The following is an 885-nucleotide window of genomic DNA, read 5'->3' on the forward strand; positions in this document are numbered from 1 at the left end:
CTCATATTGGGGACTTAATCGCAGTTTCCCTAGTTTTGTTGTTCTCATTGGCATCCCAAAATGGGGTTCTTATTTTTAAAATTTAGTGATCAAATGAAACGGCTATTGTTATAAAGAATTATTCATTGGCTCCTGTTATAGTGTCAGTAATAAATTTTATATTATAGGATTCAGTATGGTTAGACTTTATTTATTTACTTGTCTATTGCTCATACCTTTAACTTCTCAAGCTTCTGATGTTCTTATCAAAACTTTAAGTTCAACAGGACAGGGTTTTCTATATAAGAATGAAAGTGAATGCTATGTTGTGACTCCGTCACATGTTATAGGTGGGAATCAACAAGTCACTTTATTAACAGCAGATAGAAAAAAACATACAGCCATAAAGTTTCACGAATTTGATGTGGATTTATCTTTACTTAAGGTTACATCTAGCCCTTCACCTTGTGTTGAAAACCATACCCCGATAAATAAATTAAGTACTATTTTGACTGTTGTAAGTAATGGCGAACTTCAGACTAAGCTTGATGATGCAAGTACGCTTCGCACTCCAATAACCGTAGTGGGAATTGATGCTAATGAATTTCTCTCTATCAAGCCTTTAGATCCAGATCGACCTTTTAAACAAGGTTTCAGTGGAAGCATTTTGTACATCGCCAATAGTATCAGTGGAATATTAATAGAGGTAGATGGTGATTATGGCTATATCTATCGTTATGATGCATTGGAAGAGCACTTAAAAGCTTTTTTTGGTATCTCAGATGATAAAAAATCAGTCGATTTAAAGCCACAATCGCATAATGGTTTGCTTGCAGAAGATCAAATTGTAGAGTTTCAATTAGAGCTACAAAAGAATAGCCCAATCGAGATCATCTCAAACAAGCT

1 protein-coding gene is annotated in these 885 nt (G+C 34.4%); it reads left to right on the plus strand.

Features of this window, described 5'->3' with window-relative positions; all coding sequences use genetic code 11:
• Positions 1 to 175: 175 nt before the first annotated feature.
• Positions 176 to 885, plus strand: a 710-nt coding sequence (locus D104_RS33240) for a S1C family serine protease (protein WP_036201323.1), incomplete at its 3' end; no start/stop codon positions are given.

This window comes from Marinomonas profundimaris, from assembly GCF_000508165.1.
Taxonomy (GTDB): Bacteria; Pseudomonadota; Gammaproteobacteria; order Pseudomonadales; family Marinomonadaceae; genus Marinomonas; species Marinomonas profundimaris.